The following is an 18,144-nucleotide window of genomic DNA, read 5'->3' on the forward strand; positions in this document are numbered from 1 at the left end:
AAAAGAGTTGCGTTTTGTAAAAACTGAGCTCCGATGAACTGAAACGTCCATCAATGCAGGTTTCTCAAAAATTCGAGGCTTCTACGGGCAGATTTCAGGTCGCTCACCTCAAGGGCCCACGTCACGTCAGGCAGTTTTGGCACGACCCTTTTCCACGGCACAGTTCCGTCTCCAAGGGAAAGGTGCTCGTCTCTCTTCCCGGAGTTATCGTGGAGGTGGACATGAACGATTCTACCACCGAAGAGCTCTATAAAGCGGTCAAAGTTTCTGGTGGTCGTGTTAAGATGCCCGACATCGAAGGTGACATCTATCTCCATCCCTCCGATTATCTCCATCAACCTGTCGCAGTTTTGGGCATCTAGAATCGGGAAGCAGGGCATGTTCTCCACGCCGATTTTAATCCCATACTCCTCGCTCCAGCGGGTTATCTCCATTAAGGAGCGGCGGTGGATTTCCAGGTAGTTTTCCCTGTTTTTCACGCTGATTGGGGAGCAGTGGCCGGGGTGTACCGTGACGATGAGGGCTCCCAGTTCCGAGGCCAGTTCCACTGTTTCACTAATTACCTCCAGTGAAGCCTCCCTTATGCGCTCGTTGAAGGAGGCAATGTTCAAATCGCTGAAGGGAGCGTGGACCGTGGCTTTCAGGCCGTAAGAATCAAGAACTTCCCTGAAAAAGCTCGCGTTCTCTCGCTTCAGGTAGTGCGGCCACTCGCTCAGTATCTCAATGAACTCGAAGCCAAGCTCTTTTGCACTCCCAACCCACGCTTCAAACCCCTCAAGGCTCTTCCCACCATAGGCTGTCATCGAGAGGCCTATCATGTTCCCACCAGCATCTTGGCGAGGAATACAATGAAGAGTGTCCCCATGACGTCAGATATCGTGGTAACCGTAGGTATGGCCACATTATCAGGGTCGATGTCAAAGCGGTGGGCGATGTAGGCTATGATTACGCCTATGAAGATGCCAATGAGGACTAAAAAGGGATAGCCAATTACAAAAGGCCAGATAAGCCCTCCGGGATAACCTATGAGACGAGTAACGTAAACGGCGATGTAATTGGTGAGGAAGCCTATTATCGGAGCAAGGAAGAGAAGGCTGCCAACGTCGAAGTAGAAGTCACGGTTCTTCAGAGCCCCCTTTCCGGAGAGGTTGAGCCTCGTTGAGGTGGTCGCGGCGGCTATTGAGGCGAAGTTGCCAAGACTGTCGAGGAGGGAGGGATAGATGACGCTGAGGATTATCACTTTGGAGATAATGCCGCTGAAGGACTCGAAGGTTGAACCGGAGAATATCTCGATGATTCCAAGGATTGTGAGAACCGTCGCGACCTCCTTAAATGCCCTCCTGTGCTCACGGGTGTAGCTGGATTTCATTATCATTATCACGAAGAGAACCAGCATGATGGCGGTGAATATGTAGAACTGCGACGGGTAATCCTCATAGAAGAAAATCAGGTAGATCAAGCTCGGAATCGTGATTACATCTGCAACTGAGGTTATCAGAGGTGCAGCAATCATATCCGGGTCGGCGCCCCAGCGGTAGGGAAAGATGGTTATGAACGCGGTTGCGTAGCCGAGGATAAATCCAATGGTAAGGGCGGAGGCAATAACTATGAGGAGAACCACGAAAGATGAACCGGTGAAACCGAGTTTTATGGCCCCCGCGATCCAGAGGACTACAAGCGGTATCTTGGAACTGCCTATGGCCATTGAAACGTTGGCGATAACCTCCCTGTCCAGAACCCCCCTGACTCTACCGAGGTGGAGAGCGGTCGTCATCCTGGAGGCCATGGCCCCAAAAACGTTGCCCCTTAGATCGCTCAAACCGGGGAGGATCACCAAAAGGAGCGGATAACTCGTGGTTATCATCTCAAAGTTCTTACCAAGAACGCCGCCGCTGACGAAATCAAGAGCCAGGCAAAGCAGCAATGCCGGAAATGTTACCAGAAACGTTTGCTTCAGCCTCTCGCGCCAGCCCCTCGTTCCAACGGTTACTTCCACTGGAAGCATCGTCATCACCCCTCATTCCGCGCACCCCCAGGCCCTTTCGGGGGCGCTTTTTATAAACGTTGCGAGACGAAAAGTAAATAAGTAGTTCTCTCGACTTTCCCACGGGGGAGGGACTCCGATGGAGGAATGGGACGAGGTTGAGGTTCCCGATAACGTCAAGGAGATTTTTGTTGAGATGAAGAACACCGCGGAGCTGATGGTCGATTTAGCCTATTCGGCGGTGCTCTTCAGAGAGAAGGAGATGGCGGAGGAGGTTCTTGAGCTGGAGGAGTACCTTGACCTCCTAAACTACAACCTGACAGTCAGGGCGGTTCTCTCCGCCAGGAACCTCCGCGACGCGGAAAGGATAACGTCAATCCTTCAGATGGGGCACTCCATAGATGAGATATCGAACGCGGCGGCGGATTTGGCCAAGATGGTTATAGAGGAGAAGCTCCACCCGCTCATAAACGAGGTCATCCTGGAAAGCGAGGAGACGATAGGCAAAGCCATTGTATCTCCCGAGTCTGTTCTCGTAGGAAAAACCCTTGAGGAGCTTGATTTGCCGACCAACACAGGGGTGTGGGTTATAGCCATAAGGCGTGGTAAGAGGTGGCTCTTTGACCCGGACGAGGACACGGGGATAATGCCGGGGGACATACTCATAGGAAGGGGCACGAGGACGGCCCTCGACTACCTCAAGGAGCTCGCAAGGGGAGTCCTGAAGGTGATGCCGAATGGATGAGTTCGAGAGAATCAGGGGCTGTCTGGTTGAGATGAAGGACCTCTCTGCCCTCATGATTGACCTGGCGTTTTCCTCAGTCATGTACAACAGCAAGGAGATAGCAGAAGAGGTCTACCTCCTTGAGGAAAGGATGGACGACCTGACACTTGAGGTTAAAAAGCTCACCCTTCGCGCTGCAAAGAAGGAGGAAGACCCGGAGAGCCTTCTCAGTATAATGGACCTCGCGGACATCAACGAGCGCATCAGCGATGCAGCCTACGGAGTCTCAGACATAATCCTCCACGACATCGAGCCGCACCCCATAATCCAGGAGATAATGGAGGACACGGATGAGGAGCTCGGAAGAGTAACCGTCAGGCCGGGTTCGGTTCTGCACGGCAAGACCCTCAAACAGCTTAAACTCCCGAGCAAGATAGGGACGAGGATTTTGGCCATAAAGCGTGGAACCCGCTACATCTACAACCCTGGCAAGGATGATGTAGTGCAGGAAGGTGACGTTCTCATAGCCGTCGGCTCTGACCTTGATAAGCTCAGAAAACTTGCTGGAGAAGAAGTAGAGGAAGAGGACTGAAGCATTTATCCAAGGCAAATTGAAATACTGGAGGGACTTTAAAGCCCCATCCTCTTCTTAATTGTCTCAAGCGCCCTTTCTGCATCCCCCTTGAACTCTGGAAGGCCGAGCTCCTCCATCGTCTCAGGTAGCGGGACACCAAGCTCCTCATGCCAGCCCCTCAGTCTGTAGAACTCCCTTCTCGCTTCGAGGAAGTCGTTGTAGTTTATGAAGGCGGCGTTGCCTTTCGCCGGCCCGTCCGGCTCGGGCTCCCACCAGCGCGGTGGAATCGTGTCGTCAAGCGGCGGTGTCACCCAGTCGAGGGCGTTGTGTATCCTCGCTATGCTCTCAACGGCCCAGGCTCTCCTCCTTAGCTCTTCAACGGTCCACTCCTCGCCTGTGGCGAGCGAGTAGAGTTTAGCCAGGTCTTCCATCTTATAGGGTACAAATTTACATGTTCCAAGCATGTCGGTGATATAGCTCTCGTCCCTTCCTTCAATAAGCGAAGGCACGAGCTCCTTCGCAGGCCCCTGGTTCGGGAGCTGGTGTGGCCTCGGCCAGCCGCGGAGGTGGGAGGCGCCTACATCAGCGGTGGCGTAGCTCAGTCCGTATGTTCTCCTTCCACGCGGGTCCCAGGCCGGGCTCTCCATGCCCTTGACGTGAACGGCGAACTCGCAACCTCTGCCCAGGCGCTCGCAGGCGCGCTTGACCCCGTCGGCAAGGATTGCCCCTATGCCCTTCCGCTCGGCCATCAGCTTTATGAGCCTCTCTTCAGCCTCGGCATCGCCGAAGCCCTTCACAGGGAAGCCAATCTCGTCCTCGCCGATTAAACCGCGCTCCGCCATCTCGAAGAGCCAGCCGATCGTCGCTCCGGTGGCTATGCTGTCCATTCCGTAGTCGTTGACGAGGTGAATGAAGTATGCCACTGCCGGGAAGTCGAAGACGCCTGTTGCGGCTCCGAGCATGGCTATACTCTCGTATTCGGGCTTGACGCGGAATTTTCTGCCCTTGTATTCCACTTCAACGTAGCGGGCGCACTTTATCGGGCAGCTCTTTCCGTGAACGAACCACTCCGGCTCGACCTCGTACTTCTTGACCTCATCTCCGCCGAGTTTGCTTGCCAGTTCATCCGGGATGTAGGGCCTTGAGAAGTTGTATGCAGGGCTCATTCCTATCGAGGCAGAACTTCTGAGGGCGTCGCTCGTCCCATAAGTCCTAGTGTGCTCGTACTTGGGGTTGGTGGCGAACTCGTTGTAGTACTCCTGCCAGAGCCTCTGGAACTCCTCGGGGTTTGCCACCTTGGGCTTCTCGCTGGGCTCAACTACTACCGCTTTGACCTTCTTGCTCCCGAGTACTGCACCAAGGCCCCCCCTTCCGCTGGCCCTCTCGGTATCATAAATAATGTCCGCTATCCTGATGAGCCTCTCGCCGGCGGGGCCGACCATTGCCATGCTCGCCGTGGGATATTCCTTCCAGAGTTCTTTGGCTACCTCGTAGTTGCCCTTGCCCCAGAGATGGCTCGCATCCTTAATCTCGACCTTTCCGTCGTGGATGTAGAGGTAAACAGGTTCTTCGCTCTTCCCTTCAATTATGAGCGCGTCGAAGTTCCCTTTGAGCTTCGGCCCGAAGGCGTCACCGCCACTTGAGTCGCTGATGAGCCGCGTTTCAGGGCTCTTGCTGACGGCTATGACCTTACTCGAACCCGGAACGAGGCCAGTTAACCCCCCTGCCGCGAAGGCGAGCTTATTGGCTGGACTGAGAGGCTCAGTCCCCGGCGGAACCTCCTTATAGATGATGTAATAGCCGAGGCCCTTTCCGCCGATGAACCTACTTATCACCTCGTCAGGAAGCTTCTCGTAGGCAACCTTTCCCGTTGTCAGGTTCACGCGCGCTATCTTGTTCTGGTAGCCGTACATCAGACACACCTCCTCGCCTCTTCTCTATCCTCCTTTAAGAGCCTCCACCCCATGGAACCGAAGTTCTCATCCAGATGGGTCTTGCTTCCCGCCTTAGGGATCGTTATCACGTTCTCCTCCAAGATGAGGTAGTTGAGCGCAACCTGGGCGGCGCTCTTTCCGTACTTCTTCCCGATCTCCGCGAGGCATTCGTTTCTCGCGAGGGTTCCCTTCTCAAGCGGGGTGTACGCTATCAGCGCAATCCCCTCGCGCTTCATGTAGTCGAGCAGGCCGGTAGTTTCGGGCCAGCGGTCCCTGAGGGAGTATTTGACCTCATTGGCAACTATCTCGTACTTTCTCATCTCCTCCTGGCTTCTCTTGAGGAGCTCAAGGTCGAAGTTGCTGACGCCGATGTACCTAATGAGCCCCTCATCAACCAGCTCTTCCAGCGCATGGAGCGTCTCCTTGATCTTTTCCCAGCTATCGCCGGGCCAGTGGAGAAGGTAGAGGTCTATGTGAGTTCCCAGCCTCTTTGCACTCACCCTCGCGGCCTTCTTTGCCTCCTCGTAGCCGAAGTGTGTCGGCCACACTTTGCTGATAATGAATATATCCTCTCGCTCAAACTCCTTTATCGCCTCTCCAACGAGCTCCTCCGAGTGGCCGGAGCCGTAGAACTCAGCAGTGTCTATGAGGTTGATACCGAGCTCAAGGCCATATCTCAGAGCCTCGACACTCTCCCTGTCCTTTGAATAGTCGGCGGTTTCATAGCCTCCTATTCCCCAGGTGCCCATGCCGATGGCCGTAATCCTGTCATCGCCTATCCTCTTAAGGTCGTCAAAAACTCTAACCCTCTTCATCTTTCACACCAAAACGATTTGGAACTCGACCTTAATTAAGGTTTCCCTCTGAACGATAAAACGGGGGAAGAAATGGAGGATCGAAAAAGATTTCAGGGTTGAGATACAAATTTAAGCCGGTGATGGCAGATGGTTCGGGAAGTCCTCCCCGGGATATACCGGATTTTTGATACATTCGTGAACGCCTACCTCATCGACCGTGGAGAGTATCTCGTAGCCGTCGATACGGGGATAGACACTACCTGCGAGAAAATTCTTGAGGTCGCTAGAGAGCTCGGAAAGCCGTTGAAGGCCATCGTTTTGACACACGGCCACCTCGACCACACGGGATCACTGAGATGCCTGAAAGAGAAGGCCGGCGCGATAATAGCGGCCCATGAAGACGAAGAAGGTTTTATCTTCGAAAAGACAGGGTTGAGGCCGGATATCAAGCTGAAGGACGGGGATACCTTTGAGGGCCTCAAGGTATTCCACAAGCCCGGACACACAACTGGGAGCATCTGCCTGCTCGATGAAGCAACAAAGAGCCTCTTCGTTGGCGACCTCGTTATTGAGCGTGGAGGACAGCTTGAAGAGGTTCCGCATCAGTACTCGCTCGACCCTGAGATGAACAGGAGAAGGATAACCGAACTTTTGGAGATAGATTTCGAGAATCTCCTTCCGGCGCACGGGGAACCTTTGATCGGGAACGGGAAGGATAAGCTGAGAGGGCTCGTTGAGAGAATGGGAATTTAGTGCATGATACAGAAGCCTAAGGGGAGAATAGAAAGGAGAATAGACCTCAAGCCCCAAATTTCTCGCTCCTGTTCATAAGATCCATCATTATGGGCACTATGTCGTGGCCCTTTATCCTGCCTATTCCGCCGCGCATGCACTCCCTCTCACCGAAGCTCTCGGTCTGGTCGGGTCTTACTCCACCGCCCGTTATGAGGAGCGGAACCGGGTCGCCGCTGTGATTCATGACCTCACAGGGAGTGCTGTGGTCGCCGGTTATCGCTATGACGACATCCTCAAGGTCGATGTGCTCAAGGATGTAGCCTATCATCCTGTCGGCCTTCTCTATCATCTCGGCCTTGAGCTTCGGGTTGCTGTCGTGGCCGGCTGCATCCGTCGGCTTGAAGTGGAGGAACACGAAGTCGTAGTCCTTGAGCAGTTCGACGGTCTTCTTTGCCTTGGCCATAGCGTCGGTGTTGTACTCGCCGGTTGCCCCCTTTGGGGTGTAAACGTCAAAGCCTATCGCCTTGGCAACACCCTTGACGAGCGAGACCGCTATAACTGCCCCGGCCTTGACCTTCCACTGCTCGGTGAACTTCATCGGTATGTCTGGATATGTTCCGGCACCGCGGATGAGGAGGTAGTTGGCAACGGGCTTTCCTTCCTTCCTGCGCTTCTCGTTGATCGGGTGCCTCTCAAGGACTTCATGGGCCTTCTGGACGAACTCCTCAAGGATTTCTGCTACTTTCTTGCTCTCCTCGTCCTCCCAGGTGAACCTGTGGGGCGGCTTTCCAGCTTCATGTGGATCGTTCTCCCCGACGCGGTAGCCCTTTGCCATGCCCTTGAGGACGAGGACGGCCCTGTGGCCGGTCGCACCAGCGAAGATGAACTCCACAGGGAACTTGACGTTCTCCTGGATAGCTTTGGCAAGCTCATGAGCTTCTTCCGTGCTTATCCTGCCCGCGCGCCTGTCGGTTATGATTCCGTTCTCGATGGTGGCGAAGTTGACGCGGAACGCTAAATCCTCCTCGCTCAGATCGAGGCCGATGCCCATGGCCTCAAGGTAGCCCCTGCCGCGGTAGACCTTGTAAGGGTCGTAGCCGAAGATGCTGAGGTGGGCAGTATCGCTCCCTGCCGGCTGGCCGGGCTTTATCGGGTCCTGCTGGCCGAGGATTCCCATCCTGGCGAGCCTGTCCATGTTCGGAATGTTCGCATACTCCAGCGGGGTCTTTCCGCCGAACTCTTTGATCGGCCTGTCGCCGAGACCGTCGAGGATTATCAGAAGCCCCTTCCTCTGCTTCATGTCTATCACCAGTAGTGACTAATGCAGTGGGTTTAAAGCTTTGCCGGACAGAAAGTTTATGAAACCCCCCTCAAACTTCTCCCGGTGAGAAAAAGTGGGGGTGCTGGTGTGGAGCCTTTCAATAGTCTTTGGGATAATCCTTCTGGTCATCTTCGGTGACAGACTGTCGGATAAAATCGTAGAAGTGGCGGGAAAGGCCGGTGTTTCCCCTCTGATAATAAGTCTCGTCGTTATAAGCCTCGCAACGACCCTACCAGAGATAACGACGAGCACTATGGCCAGCCTGACGGGAGCTGAAGGAATAGCTTTAGGAAACGCCCTTGGGAGCATCTTCGCCAACATTGCACTGGTCCTCGGTCTTGCCTCAGTTATAAAACCCCTAAAAGCAGGAAGCGCTGCCTACGAGAACTCCCTCGTCATGTTAGGTTCCCTCGGCTTCCTGATGCTTTTGTCGGTTGACGGCTCACTCTCCCGCTTGGATGGTGCCCTTCTTCTCACCGCCTACGCCCTCTACCTGAGATGGCTTTATAAAAAACACTTTGTGGTGGGAGTGAAGGGGGAGGAGAAGCACCACGTCAGAGCAATGCCGCAGGATTACGCCCTTCTCTTGATCTACGGGGGCTTGATGGTCATTGGGGCGAGACTCGTCGTTTACGGTGGCAGGAACATTGCCGAGGCCCTTGGTGTGGCGGAGTATGTTATAGGTGCCACCATAGTCGCCGTCGGCACCTCCCTTCCTGAGATGACCAATGCTATCTATGGAGCCCTGAGGGAGCGCGGAAGCATAAGCGTCGGTAACATCATAGGGGCCAACATCATGAACGCCCTTGTGGTTCTGGGGCTGGCGTCGCTGATACGTCCGATCCCCACGGGAGCCTCAACTCTTACGATAATCCTCGTTCTCATGGCGATGCTGCCGATGATTTGGGAACTCAAAAGGTCAGGGGGCCTTGATAGGAAAATAGGGGTTTACTTTTTGGTCCTATACGCGGTTTATCTGGTTTTGCTGTTTTCGGGAACCGAACTTTGAGCTTCTTATTTTACCCAAAGTTCTCAAAAGATTTTGTCGGGAAAGAAGTGAAAAGGGATCAGAATTCAAGCTTCTCTATAAACCTCTTTGCGTAGCGGACGTCCTTTTCGAGCTCCACCTTCTGTAGCAGCTGCCTCTCTATCGCCCTGAGGGCGTCGTGGACTGCCTGAATTGCTCCCCATGTCTCACCCGTTGCCACGAACACTCCCCTATCCGTGACGATTCTCATCCTGGCCTGGTAGAGGTGCACTCCCCTGAACTTCTCCTTAAAGCGCCTGATGTAGAGGTAGATTACCCCCTCCTGACCAAGAAGGTCCTCGTAGCCGTCTATGAAGCGCCTAACGTCGCTTATTATCCTCTCCCTGCTGAAGTCGCTTAGTACGTGGGCATCACCGGCCAGCTGGAGGTAGAAGCGGGCCTCTTTCTCTGTCATCTTTGATATCGGGAGCAGAAGGTCTTTGACGGTCAGTATGCCAACAACCTTACCGTTCTCATTGACGACAACGAGGCCGTCTATGTTGTTCTCCTTAAGGATGCTGACTGCCTCTCTAACCGTTGTGTCCGGGGAAACGGTTATGACACCGCGTATCATGATATCTCTAAGGGGCATGCTAAAGGGCGGTATCTTCTCACCAGCCACCTCACCATACTGAGCCTTGAAGCGGGGCTTAAGGAAGCGGATTATGAGGTCGTGAAGCGTGACGAGTCCTTCAAGTTTGCCCCCCTCGCTCACTATGGGTATCCTAGAGATAGCGTTGTCGCGCATCGTGGCCAGTGCGTTGGCAACCGTGTCGTCAGGGCTCAGGGTTATAACGTCCCTCGTCATGTACCCGCTTACCTTCTCCTTACCAAAGGCCCCCCGGGCAACCCTTTCGAGGAGGACGATATCACTTACAACACCCATGATTTCCGCCTTGGATTCACCAACCGGGAGAGAGCGGAGGTCAACCTCAAGCATCAGTTTGGCCGCCCTGCTGAGGTCCTCATCGGGCTTCAAAACCGGGGCGGGCTTGTAGACATCCCTAACCTTGGCCTTAGTCGGGTCCCACTTGAGGTGGGAGCGGACTATCAGGTCCTGCGTCAGGACACCTTTGTACAGGTTCCCATCAAAAACCAGAATCAGGTCCGGGTCTTCCTTCTCCAGTATTCCTATCGCCTCAGAAAGCGGGGCGTCGACGTCTATCTTCTGGAACCTGTCGGTCATAACTTCCTGCACGAGAATTCCGACCATGCTGTCACCTCCCTGCACTATTTAGTAGGGTGCCCAACAATTTAAACCTTTGCAACCGTGATGGTTTTAGTAAATACAGGTTAATAAATTTTTCGCCTTCCTGCAGGGAAGGCAATAAGATTTATAAACACCGGGCTGTAGTGAACCCCTGAAGTGCCGGGGTAGCCTAGCCTGGGAAGGCGCTGGACTCGAGATCCAGTGGGCCCTGCCCACCAGGGTTCAAATCCCTGCCCCGGCGCCAACGCCGAGCCCATGAGGGTTTTCACTCCCCTTTCTCTTACAGATTCTCCTGCCAACCATAGCAAGTTGAATAGTCAATATACATGCAGCGTAGCAATGGACTATTCAGAAAACATTACACGGAGAACAAGACAACAAAAAGAGAAACAAAAAATCAGGTTGTCACGAGTGCCCCGTCCTTCTCGACTATCATCGTGTGCTCAAACTGTGCCACCATTCCTCCGCGCACTTCTCTCAAGATGGGATATGCGTATATCGCTCCAGCCCGCTCAAGCTGTGAAAGGGCGAGTTTAAGCTGTCCCTCCGTCAAGAACCCCTGGAGCCAGCGGTAGGCGAAGGGGAGGGTCTTGTACTCGTTCTTAATCCTTATGAGAAGCCTCCTCGCGTGAACGTTCCTGACTGGCCTGTCGCGGACGTACATGAATATCAGCGCCGGCGGAACTTCCGTCACCTGACCTGCCCCAGTGGTTCCAAAGGGCTCTATGGCGAAGACATCCCCCTCCTTCAGCTCGTAGGTGTCCGCCTGGCGGTAGACGTTAGGGATACTTATCCCCGCGTGGAGCTTGTAGCGCTCTATCTTATGGCCGCTGAGGTTCACTATCGGATTAAAGCCCTTTCCACGGATGGTATCCTCTATCGCCTTCCCTATGTCCCTGATCCTTGCACCGGCCCTAACCGTTGCTATGGCGTTGTCAAGGGCCTCTTTAACCGCCTCCATGAGGTCGTCGGGCTCCATGCCAACGCGGAAGGTGAGGGCGGTATCGGCTATATACCCATCAACGTGAACACCGAGGTCGAGCTTGAGGTAGTCCCCTTCCTTCAGGACGGTCTCATCGCCTTTGTAGGGGGTGTAGTGGGCGGCCTGCTCGTTTATCGAGAGATTACACGGAAATGCTGGTTTCCCACCGAGTTCAACGATCCTCTTCTCTACAAACTCCGCTATGTCATAGAGCTTTGCCCCGGGCTTTATCATCGGGGCTACTTCCTTCTTGACCTGCCTGGCGATTTCACCGGCTTTTATGAGTGCCTCTACTTCGTCCATTCTCAACACCACTTCTTTTAGGATGCCCTAACCCTTAAACCTTTTGCCGCTCGAAAACCTTTTATCCCCTCCCTCCATCCGTAGGGTGATGGAACCATGTTCGAGTTCAGTAAGTACGTGAACTTGGCGGAAGACCTCTTCGTAGTCAGGAATCTAATCGGGGCCATCCTTGAGGGCGTTGGAGTAGCGTACCTGATTCCAGTTCTGCTCGTGTGGTTCCATCCTGATGAGGTCCGCTACGTTTACTACTTCGCGGTGCCCGGCTTCCTCAGCATCCTCCTCGGGGCCTGGATGTCACGTCATCAGGGGAAGATCGAGGACGTTAACCTCCGACAGGCCATGATATCCGCGGCGTTCATCTGGCTGTTCGCTTCCTTCGTGAGCGTCGTCCCGTTCATGAGGATAGCGGGGATGAGCTTCATCGACTCATACTTTGAGAGCATGAGCGCCTGGACTGGAACAGGGCTCACGATGATGAGCCACCTGGAGAGCTATCCAAGGATACTGCTCTTCTGGCGCGCGTGGATGCAGTGGCTGGGAGGAATAGGCATCGTTTTGGTGGCCCTCACTGTCCTCATAAGGCCAGGTGTCGCTGCCGCCAGGCTGTACAAGGCCGAGGCTAGGAGCGAGAGGATCCTTCCAAACCTCGCAAACACCGCGAGGGTTATATTTGAGATATACCTAATCCTAACTCTCCTCGGTACGTATCTGTATTACATAAACGGCATGAGCCTCTTCGATGCACTCACGCATGCGATGACCGGCCTTGGAACTGGCGGTATGAGCACCCACGATGAGAGTATAGGGTACTTCCATAGCATGAGCATAGATGCCATAACGATATTCCTGATGATAATGGGTGCCGTCAACTTTACCGTCCATTACAGGATGTTCAAGGAAAAGAGCCTCAGACCGTTCTTCGAAGACGTTCAGGTCAGGTACATGTTCCTGTTTGTAGTCCCCGCAATAGCAATAATAGCCTACGACCTCGTCCAGCACGGGGACACGCTTGGAGATGCAATAATACAGGCGGTCTTTCACGCCGTCTCAGCTATAAGCTGTACCGGATTTGACATATCAAACCTCGCGAACTATCCGGAGCTCTCAAAGTTCGTCCTCGGCCTTCTGATGGTCATAGGAGGTGGCGCGGGGAGCACTGCCGGCGGTATAAAGCTCATCCGCTTTACGTTGATGTACGAGAGCCTTAAGTGGACGGTTCAGCAGTCCCTCCTCCCAAAGGGAGCGGTAATAAAGAGGAAAGTCGGGAACTATGTCTTCACCTCCGAGGACGTCCAAGAGGTAACAGGGTTTACAATAACATACCTCGCTTTCCTTCTGGTCGGCACACTGTACATCATGCTCCGCTTGAACGTTCCCCTCGTTGATGCATTCTTTGAAACGGCCTCCGCCCAGGGTAACGTTGGGCTCAGCGTTGGAATAACCTCCCCTACCCTGCCGGTAGACGTTAAAACCCTCCTGATAATCCTCATGTGGGTTGGGAGGTTGGAGATATTCTCAATCCTGGTTTTCATCGTCAGCGTGCTCGCCATGTTCCGAAAGCTCGGAAGGTGAGGGCCTTAGAATAAGCTCCGCCAGAGAAATCCCTTTCCCCGCAAGCTGGGCCTTCAGGTCTCCAAGTTTGATTAAAAGCTCTATCCTCGCGTTTTTGTTTTCTATCTCCTCCGCGAACTTAATGGCGTTCTCAACGAACGCAAGGGCCGCGTTCTTATCTCTGCCTGCCTCAACGAGGGCAAGGTTGTACAGCGCAATCGCCTTGTAAAAAGGATCCTGAATGTGTGACAGAGCCGCATCCGCCTTTTCAAGCTCCCCTGAAAGGTAAAGAACCTCCACAAGCTGACTGAGAAGAAAATCGATCCTTTTTCTGTCCCTGACCAGGGAAAACGCATGGGCGGCCTTTTCAATAAGCTCCCTCTTTATAAGCTCCCGAAGCATGCTCGACAGGACGTCATCACCGGCCACCTTACCAAGGTTAAGGGCAGATTTAAGGGCGAGGTCCCCGTTGAACTCGTCTCCAAGGAGGTAAAATGCCATGGCAACCTCCGAAAGCGCCAGAGCCCTGTAACGCCAGTTTTCTATCCCGTTTATGATAGGAAGAAGTCTGGTTAGATACTCCAGCGCTATGGAGCCGTTAAGCGGAAGGTCATCGGGGGGATTTACCAGGGTCCTGACAAAGATAACGGCTCCAACGTACAGGTTCTCCTCCTTCTTAATCCTCTCCAGCTCTCTCAGGGCGGCTTCAAAATCTCCAGAGGACAAGAACTCCTCGATAGACTCAAGTCTTTCCAGGTCTGACTTCGAATCCCCTCCCATTGATTCACTGAGCTTCCCGAAGAGCTCGTCGAGCTTTCCCATTCAGGCCCTCCCCAGTAGGAGTTCGAGGTAGGAGCGCCTTTCAAACCTCTCCACACCAAGAGATTCAAGGATTCCCCGGAGTTCTTCCACGGTTTTTGGAATTTCCTCCTCTTCTTCAGTCAACTTTTCTATCTCCACGAACTTGCCCAGCCCCTCGATTTCGTCCAGGGTTATAACGACACCTTTTTCCACGTAGTACTTCTCCCGGGTTTTACGAACCCTCATTACCTCGGAGAATCCAAGGGCCTCAAGGATCTCCCTGTGCTTATTCGGGTCTGTGATGGGGACCTCAATCTCCCGGCGAGTTTTTGACCTTTCATCGAGCTTTGGGCCCTTGTACGTAATAACGGCCTCAAAATGACCATCAAAACGCTTGATACGGATTCTCAGCGCCTCGTCAGTCTCAGAGAAGTCCCTGCACGGATGGGTGTAGTAGGTGTCCTCATGGTTCTCTTTCCTGAGAAAGCGGTATCTCTCCCTGACGCGCTGAAACACAGCCTCATTAGCATAACCCTTGAGTTCCACCTCTATCATGTTCCTCCCCTCTCAGAAATTCAAAAGTAGTTATGGGAAAGCCATATTAAACCTTTTCGAGGAAAAGCACGCTTAGAGAATGAGGATATTAAGGATTAAGGAAAGAGAAAACACAAGGCCGTGTTCACGGAGTAAGGTCCATCGGGCGAAGCTCCTCAAGGAAGTGTCTGGCGAGTTCTATGGTCTGCTCTACGTCCCTCAAGTCAGCAGTCTCCACCTGGCTGTGCATGTACCTTATCGGAACGCTCAGAACCGCTGTGGCAACGCCCTCCCTCGCCATCTGGATTATGTTGGCGTCAGTTCCGGTCGGCCTCGGTGATGCTTCGGCCTGGAGCGGGATGTCGTACTTCTTGGCTATCTCGTCGGCGAAGCGCCTGACCTTTGGGTGGATGTTCGGGCCAACCTCGTCCATAACCGGGCCGCCGCCGAGCTTCGGAACTATCTTGCCCTTGTCGCCGACCTGCTTGGCGAAGGTGACGTCCACCGCTATTCCAATCTCAGGGTTTATTGCATAGCTCGCGACGTGCGCTCCCCTTAGACCAACCTCCTCCTGGACGGAGCCAACGAAGTAGATGTCAGCCTCGTGGCTCTCCAGCCTCTTGGCAGCTTCTATCATTGTGTAGAGGCAAACCCTGTCATCGAGATATGGAGTGGCAATCCTGTTCTCGTTGAGCTGGGTGAATGCAGGAGCGTACTCGCCAACAGTTCCAACGCGGAAGCCCATCTCCTCAGCTTCCTCCCTGCTATCGGCGCCAACATCAATCACTATGGTGTCCCAGTCAGCTGCTTTCTTCCTGTCTTCAGGGGTTTGAATGTGCGGCGGAATGTGGCCGACGACGCCGTAGCGCTCCCCCTTGTCCGTGAAGAAGCGAATCCTCTGGGCAACGAGGTTCCTCGGATCAACGCCACCAATCGGAACCACGTGTAGGTAGCCCTCCTTGTCGATGTAGTTCACCATGAGGCCAATCTTGTCCATGTGGGCGGCTATCATGACCTTCGGCCCGTTTCCCTTCTTGTGGGCGATAACGTTGCCCAGCTTGTCGACCCTTATCTCATCGACTACGGGCTTCAGCTGCTCTATGACAACATCCCTTATTCCGAGAAACTCATAGCCAGAAACGCCTGGAGCTTCAACGATTTTCTTAAGCAGTTCCATATCAACCATGGCTTTCGCCTCCTTTAGATTTTCATCTTAATGGTCTTCGGTTGGATATTTAAGGTTTTAGGTGGTTTTGCACAGAAAAAAAGATAACACCTATAGAGAGTCCACCTAAGGTTAACACCCACAAGCCAGAGAAAAAGCTTAGGAACGTAAAATTGGTACTGAGAGGCCATTAGGCCTCCGGCTCTGCGAGGACCTTTATCTTCCTTATCTCGGCCCTCTTTATTGGGTAGATCTTCCTAGCTTCCTTAGCGATCTCGCCGGCTATCTGTCCGCTGACGGACTGGAGAACGAAGTCAGTGAAGTTGAGCTCCCCAGCCTTCTTGTAAATTATGTCCCTGATGATCTCCCTGATTGCCCTCTCCTGACTGGTCTGGATTCTCCTGTAGGCTATGACCATGCCCATAACGCGGAGCTTGTAGCCGTCCTTGGTGGTGACATTGTATATGCCGTCGATCCTGGTTGTCCTCCTCCTGACGAGCGAGCGGATGTAACTCCTCGCGAGGGTGTGTCCCTTGAACTTGGTGTAGGCGTTCTGTCCCTTAACGTCGTACACCTGGAATATCAGCTTAACGTGCCCCTTCGTGAAGTCCCCGGTAACGTCCTTGAGGGTGGTCTCGATGACCCTTCCCACGACCTTCTCCGGCTCATCAGCTGGGGTAAGCCCTATCTCCCTGCTCCCGAAGAAGTCAGGAGCGTAAACAGCAAACCACTCCTTCAACTTCCACTTATCCTTTGCCGCAGCGGCCCTTTTTCTCGGATTAGCCTTCGCCATCTTAACACCTCCGGTTCAGACCTTTTCGGTGATTTCTTCGGCGATCTTGACCGAAAACACCAGATCGTCAAGCGCTTTGATGAGTGTATCAACCTCACCCCGGTATTTAACCTTTGTCCTGACGCTTCCATCTTCGCATAGGGTTTCCACATTTAAACTTTTCTTAAGGCCCGGGGGGATGCTCACGTTGTCCACCTGGACTGACTCGGCAACGGCCCTCGCCTTCGTGGGATTCTCGTAGTGCCACATTATCTCCACCCTGGCCTCAATCTCCATCCTTCCTCACCTGCTTTCCTAGGGTCTCGTCGAACAGCTTAATGAACTCATCTAGACGGGACTTCGGGAAGCGTATTCCAGCGGCTATGGCGTGTCCACCCCCTTCTCCACCGAGCTTCTCGGCCACTTCCCTCAGAGCTTCCCCAAGGTGGTAACCCTTCGCAAGCGCCCTCTCCGTCGTCCTGGCTGAGCCTTTCACGAGGCTCTCGTCCTCATCGCTGTCCGCTATTACCACAACCGGCTTCTCAGGGTCGGCCAGTCCGCCGTTTATCGCTATGTTGGCCGCTATACCAACGAGTGTATCGCGGATGTTCTTGCCGGCGTAGAAGACGTAGGAGTGCTCTCCTTCCTCCGCCATGCTCCAGTTCTGCACGATGAACTTCCTGGCCTCTATCTGCTCCCTCTTGTAGTCATCGAGCATTTTCCTGGCCTTTCTGTAGGCCTCCTCGTCGCCGAGGCAGATGGCCACGCCTACAGTCCCTGCGTTCAGCCTTCCTGTCGCGTTCAGTAGCGTGGCGAACTCCCTGGCCTCGTGTCTGGGGTCTCCTTCGGGATAAAGAGGGCTGAGGACAACATCACCTATGAGGCGGTCTATTACCTCCTTAGGAGCGTTGTGCTTTATCATATGGAGAACCAGGGCATCATGAAGCCGTTTCTTTTCCTCCTCTCTGAGCTGCCAGTAGTGAATGTCCGGGTCAAAGCCCTTCGTGCGGAGCCATTCTATGGCCTTCCTCTCGTCCCCCGTTATCTCCGGTATCTCTGGGTTGGTGGCGTAGGCGAGCATCTGCCTTAGGGGCCGGCTTTCCCTGCCGAAGAGCCTGAGCTCCTTTCTGACCTCAAGGGTACCCAGTTCCTTCCCATCTTCAAGGATGTCGATGTTCATGCCATGGAACTGGCCATCTATCTCCTGCATATCTCCAACGGCCCCAACGGTCGCAATGTATGCAAGATCCCTGTTGTCGCGGTTCATTTCCTTGGCAATGAAGTACGCGACGCCGGAGCCGCTCAAATCGCGGACGCTGTTGGCACCGAACGGAACCGGGTTAACGATAACGTGTGAATCCGATGAAAAGGAGTCCCTCTCCGGAGGGTGGTGGTCGGCAACGACGACCGTCGCATCTTCCAAGTGTTCCTCGATGAGCGAGACAGAACCGCTGCCGAGATCGCTGAAAACGTAGATTTTCCTCTTCTCAGCCGCCAGCTCCTTTATTAGCTCTTCACTGACCTGTTTGACTATACTGAGCTGGAACCTGCCGCCTTCCCTCGTCACTGCCTTCGCCAGAATCGCCCCCGCGGTTATACCATCGGCATCACGGTGGGAGATGAGTCTGATAGTGTGGCCTAGCTCGATGTGCATCTTGATTAACTCGGCCCCTTCCCTGACGCGCTCAAGGAAAGCTCCCTTGTCCATGCTATCACCTTAAGAAGAAGGA

General features: G+C 53.8%; 18 protein-coding genes and 1 tRNA gene. 6 read left to right on the top strand and 13 right to left on the bottom strand.

Annotated features, from left to right (window positions below; genetic code table 11):
* Positions 1 to 50: 50 nt before the first annotated feature.
* Together E3E29_RS09855 and E3E29_RS09860 are read right to left on the bottom strand one after the other, a co-directional pair.
* On the bottom strand, positions 51 to 818 hold the full coding sequence (locus E3E29_RS09855; RefSeq protein ID WP_167910829.1) for a sugar phosphate isomerase/epimerase: 768 nt from the start codon (positions 816 to 818) through the stop codon (positions 51 to 53).
* On the bottom strand, positions 815 to 2,011 hold the full coding sequence (locus E3E29_RS09860) for a magnesium transporter (protein WP_240922845.1): 1,197 nt from the start codon (positions 2,009 to 2,011) through the stop codon (positions 815 to 817). The genes E3E29_RS09855 and E3E29_RS09860 overlap by 4 nt, the downstream gene beginning before the upstream one ends.
* 112 nt (positions 2,012 to 2,123) lie before the next feature.
* Here E3E29_RS09860 and E3E29_RS09865 point away from each other — a divergent pair, with 112 nt between their 5' ends.
* Positions 2,124 to 2,729, top strand: a complete 606-nt coding sequence (locus E3E29_RS09865) for a potassium channel family protein (protein ID WP_167910830.1) — start codon at positions 2,124 to 2,126, stop codon at positions 2,727 to 2,729.
* Positions 2,722 to 3,300: a potassium channel family protein gene (locus E3E29_RS09870; RefSeq protein ID WP_167910831.1), complete on the top strand. Its 579-nt coding sequence runs from the start codon at positions 2,722 to 2,724 to the stop codon at positions 3,298 to 3,300. The genes E3E29_RS09865 and E3E29_RS09870 overlap by 8 nt, the downstream gene beginning before the upstream one ends.
* A gap of 38 nt (positions 3,301 to 3,338) precedes the next feature.
* On the opposite strand, the gene E3E29_RS09875 is transcribed toward E3E29_RS09870, so the two are convergent.
* Complete coding sequence (locus E3E29_RS09875; protein ID WP_167910832.1) at positions 3,339 to 5,195, bottom strand: aldehyde ferredoxin oxidoreductase family protein; 1,857 nt, start codon at positions 5,193 to 5,195, stop codon at positions 3,339 to 3,341.
* Positions 5,195 to 6,031 (bottom strand): aldo/keto reductase, encoded by an 837-nt coding sequence (locus E3E29_RS09880; RefSeq protein WP_167910833.1) that lies wholly within the window; start codon positions 6,029 to 6,031, stop codon positions 5,195 to 5,197. Before E3E29_RS09880 ends, E3E29_RS09875 begins: the two co-directional genes overlap by 1 nt.
* A 129-nt stretch (positions 6,032 to 6,160) precedes the next feature.
* Here E3E29_RS09880 and E3E29_RS09885 point away from each other — a divergent pair, with 129 nt between their 5' ends.
* A complete protein-coding gene (locus E3E29_RS09885) occupies positions 6,161 to 6,766 on the top strand; it encodes an MBL fold metallo-hydrolase (RefSeq protein ID WP_167910834.1) in 606 nt (201 codons plus the stop codon).
* A 46-nt stretch (positions 6,767 to 6,812) separates the two neighbouring features.
* Here the strand turns inward: E3E29_RS09885 and E3E29_RS09890 are convergent, their stop codons facing one another.
* Positions 6,813 to 8,048, bottom strand: a complete 1,236-nt coding sequence (locus E3E29_RS09890) for a 2,3-bisphosphoglycerate-independent phosphoglycerate mutase (RefSeq protein ID WP_167910907.1) — start codon at positions 8,046 to 8,048, stop codon at positions 6,813 to 6,815.
* A 94-nt stretch (positions 8,049 to 8,142) separates the two neighbouring features.
* On the opposite strand from E3E29_RS09890, the gene E3E29_RS09895 reads away from it, so the two are divergent.
* Positions 8,143 to 9,078, top strand: a complete 936-nt coding sequence (locus E3E29_RS09895) for a calcium/sodium antiporter (RefSeq protein ID WP_167910835.1) — start codon at positions 8,143 to 8,145, stop codon at positions 9,076 to 9,078.
* Positions 9,079 to 9,136: 58 nt separating this feature from the next.
* Here E3E29_RS09895 and E3E29_RS09900 read toward each other — a convergent pair whose 3' ends face one another.
* Positions 9,137 to 10,309: a CBS domain-containing protein gene (locus E3E29_RS09900; protein WP_167910836.1), complete on the bottom strand. Its 1,173-nt coding sequence runs from the start codon at positions 10,307 to 10,309 to the stop codon at positions 9,137 to 9,139.
* A gap of 155 nt (positions 10,310 to 10,464) precedes the next feature.
* Between E3E29_RS09900 and E3E29_RS09905 the strand changes: the two genes are divergently transcribed.
* Positions 10,465 to 10,550, top strand: a tRNA-Ser gene (locus tag E3E29_RS09905).
* A 153-nt stretch (positions 10,551 to 10,703) separates the two neighbouring features.
* Here the strand turns inward: E3E29_RS09905 and map are convergent.
* Positions 10,704 to 11,591: a type II methionyl aminopeptidase gene (gene map / locus E3E29_RS09910; protein WP_167910837.1), complete on the bottom strand. Its 888-nt coding sequence runs from the start codon at positions 11,589 to 11,591 to the stop codon at positions 10,704 to 10,706.
* A gap of 96 nt (positions 11,592 to 11,687) precedes the next feature.
* Here map and E3E29_RS09915 point away from each other — a divergent pair, with 96 nt between their 5' ends.
* Positions 11,688 to 13,163 (top strand): TrkH family potassium uptake protein, encoded by a 1,476-nt coding sequence (locus E3E29_RS09915; protein ID WP_167910838.1) that lies wholly within the window; start codon positions 11,688 to 11,690, stop codon positions 13,161 to 13,163.
* On the opposite strand, the gene E3E29_RS09920 is transcribed toward E3E29_RS09915, so the two are convergent.
* The 6 genes from E3E29_RS09920 to E3E29_RS09945 form a co-directional block, all read right to left on the bottom strand.
* The gene (locus tag E3E29_RS09920) at positions 13,107 to 13,964 is read right to left on the bottom strand and encodes a hypothetical protein (protein ID WP_167910839.1); all 858 of its coding nucleotides are present in this window, start codon (positions 13,962 to 13,964) and stop codon (positions 13,107 to 13,109) included. The two genes, E3E29_RS09915 and E3E29_RS09920, sit on opposite strands and share 57 nt — an antisense overlap.
* Entirely contained in the window at positions 13,965 to 14,498 is a 534-nt protein-coding gene (gene cyaB / locus E3E29_RS09925) for a class IV adenylate cyclase (RefSeq protein ID WP_167910840.1), read from the bottom strand.
* Positions 14,499 to 14,622: 124 nt separating this feature from the next.
* On the bottom strand, positions 14,623 to 15,663 hold the full coding sequence (locus tag E3E29_RS09930) for a M42 family metallopeptidase (RefSeq protein ID WP_167910841.1): 1,041 nt from the start codon (positions 15,661 to 15,663) through the stop codon (positions 14,623 to 14,625).
* A gap of 169 nt (positions 15,664 to 15,832) precedes the next feature.
* Complete coding sequence (locus E3E29_RS09935) at positions 15,833 to 16,435, bottom strand: 30S ribosomal protein S3ae (protein ID WP_167910842.1); 603 nt, start codon at positions 16,433 to 16,435, stop codon at positions 15,833 to 15,835.
* Between the two features lie 15 nt (positions 16,436 to 16,450).
* Positions 16,451 to 16,711: a KEOPS complex subunit Pcc1 gene (locus tag E3E29_RS09940; protein WP_167910843.1), complete on the bottom strand. Its 261-nt coding sequence runs from the start codon at positions 16,709 to 16,711 to the stop codon at positions 16,451 to 16,453.
* The gene (locus E3E29_RS09945; RefSeq protein WP_167910844.1) at positions 16,701 to 18,122 is read right to left on the bottom strand and encodes a DHH family phosphoesterase; all 1,422 of its coding nucleotides are present in this window, start codon (positions 18,120 to 18,122) and stop codon (positions 16,701 to 16,703) included. Before E3E29_RS09945 ends, E3E29_RS09940 begins: the two co-directional genes overlap by 11 nt.
* Between the last annotated feature and the right edge of the window lie 22 nt (positions 18,123 to 18,144).

Origin of the sequence: Thermococcus sp. Bubb.Bath (genome assembly GCF_012027595.1) — an archaeon.
Taxonomy (GTDB): Archaea; Methanobacteriota_B; Thermococci; order Thermococcales; family Thermococcaceae; genus Thermococcus.

Coding starts and splice junctions, on each gene's coding strand:
- E3E29_RS09855 (WP_167910829.1), bottom strand. CDS start 818: ATGATAGGCCTCTCGATGACAGCCTATGGTGGGAAGAGCCTTGAGGGG.
- E3E29_RS09860 (WP_240922845.1), bottom strand. CDS start 2,011: ATGACGATGCTTCCAGTGGAAGTAACCGTTGGAACGAGGGGCTGGCGC.
- E3E29_RS09865 (WP_167910830.1), top strand. CDS start 2,124: ATGGAGGAATGGGACGAGGTTGAGGTTCCCGATAACGTCAAGGAGATT.
- E3E29_RS09870 (WP_167910831.1), top strand. CDS start 2,722: ATGGATGAGTTCGAGAGAATCAGGGGCTGTCTGGTTGAGATGAAGGAC.
- E3E29_RS09875 (WP_167910832.1), bottom strand. CDS start 5,195: ATGTACGGCTACCAGAACAAGATAGCGCGCGTGAACCTGACAACGGGA.
- E3E29_RS09880 (WP_167910833.1), bottom strand. CDS start 6,031: ATGAAGAGGGTTAGAGTTTTTGACGACCTTAAGAGGATAGGCGATGAC.
- E3E29_RS09885 (WP_167910834.1), top strand. CDS start 6,161: ATGGTTCGGGAAGTCCTCCCCGGGATATACCGGATTTTTGATACATTC.
- E3E29_RS09890 (WP_167910907.1), bottom strand. CDS start 8,048: ATGAAGCAGAGGAAGGGGCTTCTGATAATCCTCGACGGTCTCGGCGAC.
- E3E29_RS09900 (WP_167910836.1), bottom strand. CDS start 10,309: ATGGTCGGAATTCTCGTGCAGGAAGTTATGACCGACAGGTTCCAGAAG.
- map (WP_167910837.1), bottom strand. CDS start 11,591: ATGGACGAAGTAGAGGCACTCATAAAAGCCGGTGAAATCGCCAGGCAG.
- E3E29_RS09915 (WP_167910838.1), top strand. CDS start 11,688: ATGTTCGAGTTCAGTAAGTACGTGAACTTGGCGGAAGACCTCTTCGTA.
- E3E29_RS09920 (WP_167910839.1), bottom strand. CDS start 13,964: ATGGGAAAGCTCGACGAGCTCTTCGGGAAGCTCAGTGAATCAATGGGA.
- cyaB (WP_167910840.1), bottom strand. CDS start 14,498: ATGATAGAGGTGGAACTCAAGGGTTATGCTAATGAGGCTGTGTTTCAG.
- E3E29_RS09930 (WP_167910841.1), bottom strand. CDS start 15,663: ATGGTTGATATGGAACTGCTTAAGAAAATCGTTGAAGCTCCAGGCGTT.
- E3E29_RS09935 (WP_167910842.1), bottom strand. CDS start 16,435: ATGGCGAAGGCTAATCCGAGAAAAAGGGCCGCTGCGGCAAAGGATAAG.
- E3E29_RS09940 (WP_167910843.1), bottom strand. CDS start 16,711: ATGGAGATTGAGGCCAGGGTGGAGATAATGTGGCACTACGAGAATCCC.
- E3E29_RS09945 (WP_167910844.1), bottom strand. CDS start 18,122: ATGGACAAGGGAGCTTTCCTTGAGCGCGTCAGGGAAGGGGCCGAGTTA.